We start from the raw sequence: 5,429 nt of genomic DNA on the forward strand, positions 1-5,429 counted from the left end.
GGGTCTGACCCCAATTCCCCAATTCCCCCGACCCCAAATTCCCCCCACCAATTTCCCCACTTGCCGAAAATTTGTTGCCGTGCTATTATGTCGGCATATGCCAAGACATATACAACGTTTGGGGGGAGATTATGCAGACTGAAAGACATGTGCGACTTTTTAAAAATGGGCGTAATCAGGCAGTACGGATTCCCCGGGAGTATGAACTGCCTGGCGATGAAGCGGTGATCCGCCGGGAAGGCGACAGGCTGATCATTGAAGCGGTGCAGCGCCGTTCCCTGCTGGCGACTCTGGCCGATTGGGAGCCCCTGGCCGAAGATTTCCCCGATGTAGATGAAGCGCTGTCGCCTCTTGATGACATTGAGTTGTAAAATGGACGGTTTCGTTTACCTGCTGGATACCAATATCATTTCCGATCTGATCCGGAACCCGGCCGGCAAAGTGGCGCAGCAAATTGCCGTAAAGGGAGAAAGGGCCGTCTGCACCAGCATTGTGGTTGCCTGTGAGTTGCGCTTTGGGGCTCGCAAGAAGGGCTCTGCAATTCTTGCGGCCAGAGTGGAAGAGATCCTTGCCGTCATCGAGGTTCTGGCGCTGGATGCTGGTGCTGATCGCCATTACGCCGAGATTCGTGCGGAACTGGAAGCGCGTGGTACCCCCCTCGGTCCCAATGATATGCTGATCGCTTCCCACGCCCTTTCCTGCGGACTGACAGTGGTTACCGCCAACATCGTCGAATTTTCTCGAATTACCAACCTGTCTACAGAGAACTGGCTGAAGTGAAGAAATCCAGGAAATTGGTGACCCCAATTTACTTCGCTGCGGCATACCTTGTCTCCCGCATGCATTAGCGACAATTGATGACAATTAGCGACAGCATTCATGTCACGAATTGTCACTCATGGCAAGGCAAACCTTCCCCCGGCTAGTTTCAACTTGAAACCAGAGCCTGAGAGCGGAAACTTGATGATCCCGATTTTCTGATTGACACGGCGCTGGTCGTATTGTACGCTTTCAATGCGTACAATATTCCAAGGAGGATCAACATGCCCAGAGTTCTTGCCGAAAACGGCAGCCGAGTGTCATTGAGGATCCCGCCCGATGAAAAGGCGGTTCTCGTGCGGGCGGTCGCCTTGCAACAGACCACGCTGACCGATTTCGTTTTACGGAATGCGTTGGCGGCCGCCAAAACAGTGATTGACCAATCCGAAAGGCTCAAGCTTAGTGAACGTGACAGTTCGTACGTGCTTGAATTGCTGGAAACCCCTCCCGCACCCAATTCAAAGCTGATGCAGGCTGCCTGTGCCTTGCCCAAACAACCGTGACCGTTCCCCCCTGGCACGAAGAGCCGGTCGCCAAGGCTCATGATCGAGACTCTTTTGATTGTGGTGACGCTGCCCTGAACACTTTTTTGCGTCGGCATGCGCGAAAGAGCCATACGCAAGGCGGCGCCAAAACCTTTCTGGCCATCGATAACGCAATAACTGGCCGGATTCTCGGCTTCTACAGCATCAGCCCGGCCTCTGTGGCCTTTAGTCGTACGCCTCAAATTGTCAGGCGTGGGCTTGCCCGCCATGAAGTACCGGTGTTCAGACTGGCAAGACTGGCCGTTGACCGTTCGGTGCAAGGATGCGGCCTGGGCGGCCAACTTATCCTTGCCGCCGGCCGGCGTTCCTTGCTGGTTGCGTCCCAGGCCGGCGGGGTTGCCCTTCTTATCGATGCCAAAAACGAACGTGCTGCTCAATGGTACGCGGGTTACGGGGCTGTTCCCCTGCTTGATCAACCTCTTTCCCTGCTATTGCCCTTCAAGACCATTCACGCCGCACTTACCTCGGCAGGCAAACTCTAAAAAAAGGAAAACCGGGACAGAACCTGCGGGTTTACGCCCAGGCCCTCATGGACAAATACTAGCGGCTGGGGCTTGCCGAGACTGGGGCAGGAGGTTAACTTACCAAAACAATTCCGTCCCCTTGTCCAGAGCTGTTGGGAGCCCCTTGCCCCTAGCCCCTTGAACCTTGAACCTAAAAATTGGAGGAATACCCCAGCAACAACAAAAACTTCATTGACTTTTAACCATACCTAAGTCCAAAGATCCTTGACTTTTTACGTTTCAAAGTGTAGTGTTGACTTTACCTTGATATACACCCGGCGGCAACATCATCGAACACAAAGGATAATCGTGCATGCAACGATTGGCTGAAAAGCAGATTGCGGGCTGGAAAGATTCGCCGCGGCGTAAACCACTGATAATTCGTGGAGCGCGCCAGGTTGGCAAAACATGGCTGGTCGAGAATGTTCTGGCAAAACAATTTACCAGCTTTGTCAAAATAGATCTGGAAAAACGCCGCGACCTGCACCCTCATTTCTCAGAGAATCTTGAGCCTCAGTCGATCCTGAACCATCTTGAATTGACCACTGGCCGAATCATTCCCGGCCAGACGCTTCTTTTCTTTGATGAGATCCAGGCCTGTCCGCGAGCACTCATGGCATTACGTTATTTTCATGAAGAGATGCCTGATCTCCATGTTATTGCTGCCGGTTCATTGCTGGAGTTTGCCTTTGGCGAAATATCCATACCTGTTGGTCGTGTTCAGTATCTGCACATGCATCCGATGACATTTTACGAATATCTTCTGGCACTGGGCAAAGAGCAGATGGCGGAATACACCCTGAGTCCGCAGGATAACCTTGCAAAGTCTATCCAGGAAATCATTCTCAAGGAATTACGGATCTATTTCTTTGTTGGCGGCATGCCTGAATGTGTCAAGACCTATCGCGACACCGGTTCCATGGTTGAGACCTTTCAAGTTCAATCGGAGATTCTGGACTCATATCGCGATGATTTTTCCAAATACATCCCCCATATCAACACGATCTGCCTGGATGCCGTTTTTTTGAACGTGGCAAAAAGTATTGGCGAGCAATTAAAATATACCCGTCTTAATGACGGACATTCAAGCCAGTTGAATCGCAAAGCGTTTGATCTGCTGGTCAAGGCGAAGGTCATTCATAAAATTCCGGCCTGTGATCCGAGTGGTTTGCCATTAGGCGCAACAGCCAATCCAAAAAAATTCAAGGCATCCATGCTCGACATAGGGCTTATGCAGAGACTCTGTCAGGTTCCGGTTGAACTGGAATTGCAGCAGGAAAACCTTCTGGCGATGTATCGTGGAAAACTCGCGGAACAATTTGTGGCCCAGGAACTCCTGGCCTGGCATAGTTCCGAGTTATATTATTGGGCTCGGGAAGCTCGTGGCAGTAGTGCCGAGGTAGATTTTCTCGTTGTGCGGCAAGGAAGTATTTATCCGGTGGAGGTTAAATCCGGGGCCGGCGGGAGCCTGCGAAGCCTGCGCCTTATGCTTGAAAAATATCATAATTGCCCGCAAGGACTGGTCCTTTATGGCGGCACGAGCAACACACTGTCTGACCAGAAGCTCCAATTCCTCCCACTGTATTGTGCCTCGACGATCGGAGATTCTCTCAAGGTCCTGGACGACCGTTTTGGCCGGCTCTTCGGGTGATTAGCCAGGCCGCAAATTCCGAGGCCCGGATACGGTATCGGGCAAGAACCCCTTCGTGCAAACGTTTGAGCTCCTCCTTCACCACCTCCACGAAGGCGTCTCGGTTTTTTCCGTCGATGTGCTCATCGGCATAACGAGCGATGACCTCTGCCGCATTCAAACGCCGGTTGCGTACTATATCACCGACCAGCTCGCACAACTCCTTCCGGTAACGCAGCCGTAAAGGATCGGGATCCGCCAGGCTTTTACGCACGGCACTGTATTCATTGGCGGAACGTTCGTAGGCCCAGGCGAATACGTCGCGCAACAGCTCGTACCGGTTCATTTCATAGACCCCCAGCAGGGCGTCGATGTACGCGCGCTCAGGCACATCGAGGAAGGTCAGGGGGCAGAGGTTGTGCTTGATCAGCGGAATATTGGCCCCCAGCCGGGAGACCCTTTTGTTGACATCCTCGAAAGGCTGCAGATACGGCAGGTGGACCATCACGAAAAACGCCTGTTCGAAGGGATCGATGATAGCGGCAGCCTTGTGGAGGATTTCCCGAAAACATTCCTCGATGAGTTGCGGCACGGCCAGCGGCATGTAGACCGAGCCGCCGATGTGCACCGGACGCCGACGCAGCCGGCCGCTGGCTTCCGGGTCCGGCATCAGGTTTTCCGACAACAAACCGTGGAGGCCAAGAAAAGTGTACGGATCGAAACCGATGCCGTCCGCCTCATCGACCAGAAGCTCGATGGCCCCTTTGTGGTTGAGAATCATCTGGGCTTCCTGGGCGTCCTTGCCTTCGGCATACTGCCCGAATTCGATGAGACGCTCGGTGTCGAGGCGGGAATAGGTGTTGCCTTCAAGCCGGCTGGAAGACCAGGAGAAATCGATCAGCAGCCGGTTAAATATGGCGCGGCCATAGGTGCCGGCAGGACGTGCGCGGCCGTCGGTGATCCCGACATGGTGCAGATGGGCGCGGAGTGATTCGCTCAAGTAAGCAGTTTGATTGGGAATGTACGAAGCCAGGAAATTCCGTTCATAACCGGCCGGGAGCCGTCCGGCCCGCGGCTGTCGCACATAGGCGATAATCTCCCGGCCTGCCGCGGAAACCGGAATATAGGCGTCGTAGCCCTTCCCTGCTCCCGGCGCTGCGGCGGCCGGCGGCCTGCCGCGGTTGGCTGACGGAGCCAGCTTGTAAAGCCTTGCCTTGCCCTTGCCGACCACTTGTACATGTTTTCCCGCCACCAGTTCCGCAAGCCGGCGCTGGACCGTGCGCCGGTGAGGAGGCGCGGCAAGGCTGTCGATGATCTGGCCGATATCCGCCTCTCGTGGTTTTCGGGCCAGGGCTTCAAGTATTTCTTCCTGTTGGGGGGTCAGCCGGGTCGGGGGCATACCTTGTCTCCCGCATGCATTAGCGACAATTGATGACAATTAGCGACAGCAATTATGTCACGAATTGTCACTCATGGCAAGGCAAACCTTCCCCCCGGCTAGTTTCGACTTGAAACCAGAGCCTGAGAATATCCCCGGGATTGACTCCGGATATTTTCCGGGTGCTGGTCGAACAAGGCACGCTGAACCAGAGATCTGAACTGCGCCAACCTGTTGATACTCACCTGGGATGAAGATGGCGAGATCAAGGAGCAAGAAAACAGCATCAAACTCCTCCCCACCTGGAAGTGGCTAAGCCCACCCCCTTGAACCCTGCCCCTAGCCCCTCACCCCTCACCCCTCACCCCTTGCTCCTTGAACCTCAAACCTTGCCCCTTGCCCCTTGCCCCTCACCCCTTGCCTGTTGACATCATGCAACCATTGCACTATCATGAGTCATATGCCAGTCATCCAGCGTTTCACTAATTGCCGGGTTCGGATTAGGCCCAAAGACCATCCACCGCCCCACTTCCATGTCGAGTTGAACGATGGAC

General features: G+C 54.2%; 6 protein-coding genes. 5 read left to right on the forward strand and 1 reads right to left on the reverse strand.

The window, feature by feature from the left end; translation table 11 throughout:
• Nucleotides 1-131 precede the first annotated feature (131 nt).
• The 5 genes from ACHHRT_RS13545 (at nt 132) to ACHHRT_RS13565 (ending at nt 3,518) form a co-directional block, all read left to right on the forward strand.
• Entirely contained in the window at nt 132-371 is a 240-nt protein-coding gene (locus ACHHRT_RS13545) for an antitoxin (protein WP_395500305.1), read from the forward strand.
• 1 nt (nt 372) lies between these two features.
• Nucleotides 373-780, forward strand: a complete 408-nt coding sequence (locus ACHHRT_RS13550; protein ID WP_395500306.1) for a type II toxin-antitoxin system VapC family toxin — start codon at nt 373-375, stop codon at nt 778-780.
• A gap of 263 nt (nt 781-1,043) precedes the next feature.
• A complete protein-coding gene (locus ACHHRT_RS13555; RefSeq protein WP_395500307.1) occupies nt 1,044-1,322 on the forward strand; it encodes a type II toxin-antitoxin system TacA family antitoxin in 279 nt (92 codons plus the stop codon).
• Nucleotides 1,319-1,846, forward strand: a complete 528-nt coding sequence (locus ACHHRT_RS13560; RefSeq protein WP_395500308.1) for a GNAT family N-acetyltransferase — start codon at nt 1,319-1,321, stop codon at nt 1,844-1,846. The genes ACHHRT_RS13555 and ACHHRT_RS13560 overlap by 4 nt, the downstream gene beginning before the upstream one ends.
• A gap of 334 nt (nt 1,847-2,180) precedes the next feature.
• Complete coding sequence (locus tag ACHHRT_RS13565) at nt 2,181-3,518, forward strand: ATP-binding protein (protein WP_395500309.1); 1,338 nt, start codon at nt 2,181-2,183, stop codon at nt 3,516-3,518.
• On the opposite strand, the gene ACHHRT_RS13570 is transcribed toward ACHHRT_RS13565, so the two are convergent.
• Complete coding sequence (locus ACHHRT_RS13570; protein WP_395500310.1) at nt 3,478-4,896, reverse strand: Fic family protein; 1,419 nt, start codon at nt 4,894-4,896, stop codon at nt 3,478-3,480. The two genes, ACHHRT_RS13565 and ACHHRT_RS13570, sit on opposite strands and share 41 nt — an antisense overlap.
• Nucleotides 4,897-5,429 lie beyond the last annotated feature (533 nt).

The sequence above is a fragment of the Desulfurivibrio modestus genome (assembly GCF_044068625.1).
In the GTDB taxonomy this organism is placed as follows: Bacteria; Desulfobacterota; Desulfobulbia; order Desulfobulbales; family Desulfurivibrionaceae; genus Desulfurivibrio.

Coding starts and splice junctions, on each gene's coding strand:
- ACHHRT_RS13555 (WP_395500307.1), top strand. CDS start 1,044: ATGCCCAGAGTTCTTGCCGAAAACGGCAGCCGAGTGTCATTGAGGATC.
- ACHHRT_RS13570 (WP_395500310.1), bottom strand. CDS start 4,896: ATGCCCCCGACCCGGCTGACCCCCCAACAGGAAGAAATACTTGAAGCC.
- ACHHRT_RS13545 (WP_395500305.1), top strand. CDS start 132: ATGCAGACTGAAAGACATGTGCGACTTTTTAAAAATGGGCGTAATCAG.
- ACHHRT_RS13565 (WP_395500309.1), top strand. CDS start 2,181: ATGCAACGATTGGCTGAAAAGCAGATTGCGGGCTGGAAAGATTCGCCG.
- ACHHRT_RS13550 (WP_395500306.1), top strand. CDS start 373: ATGGACGGTTTCGTTTACCTGCTGGATACCAATATCATTTCCGATCTG.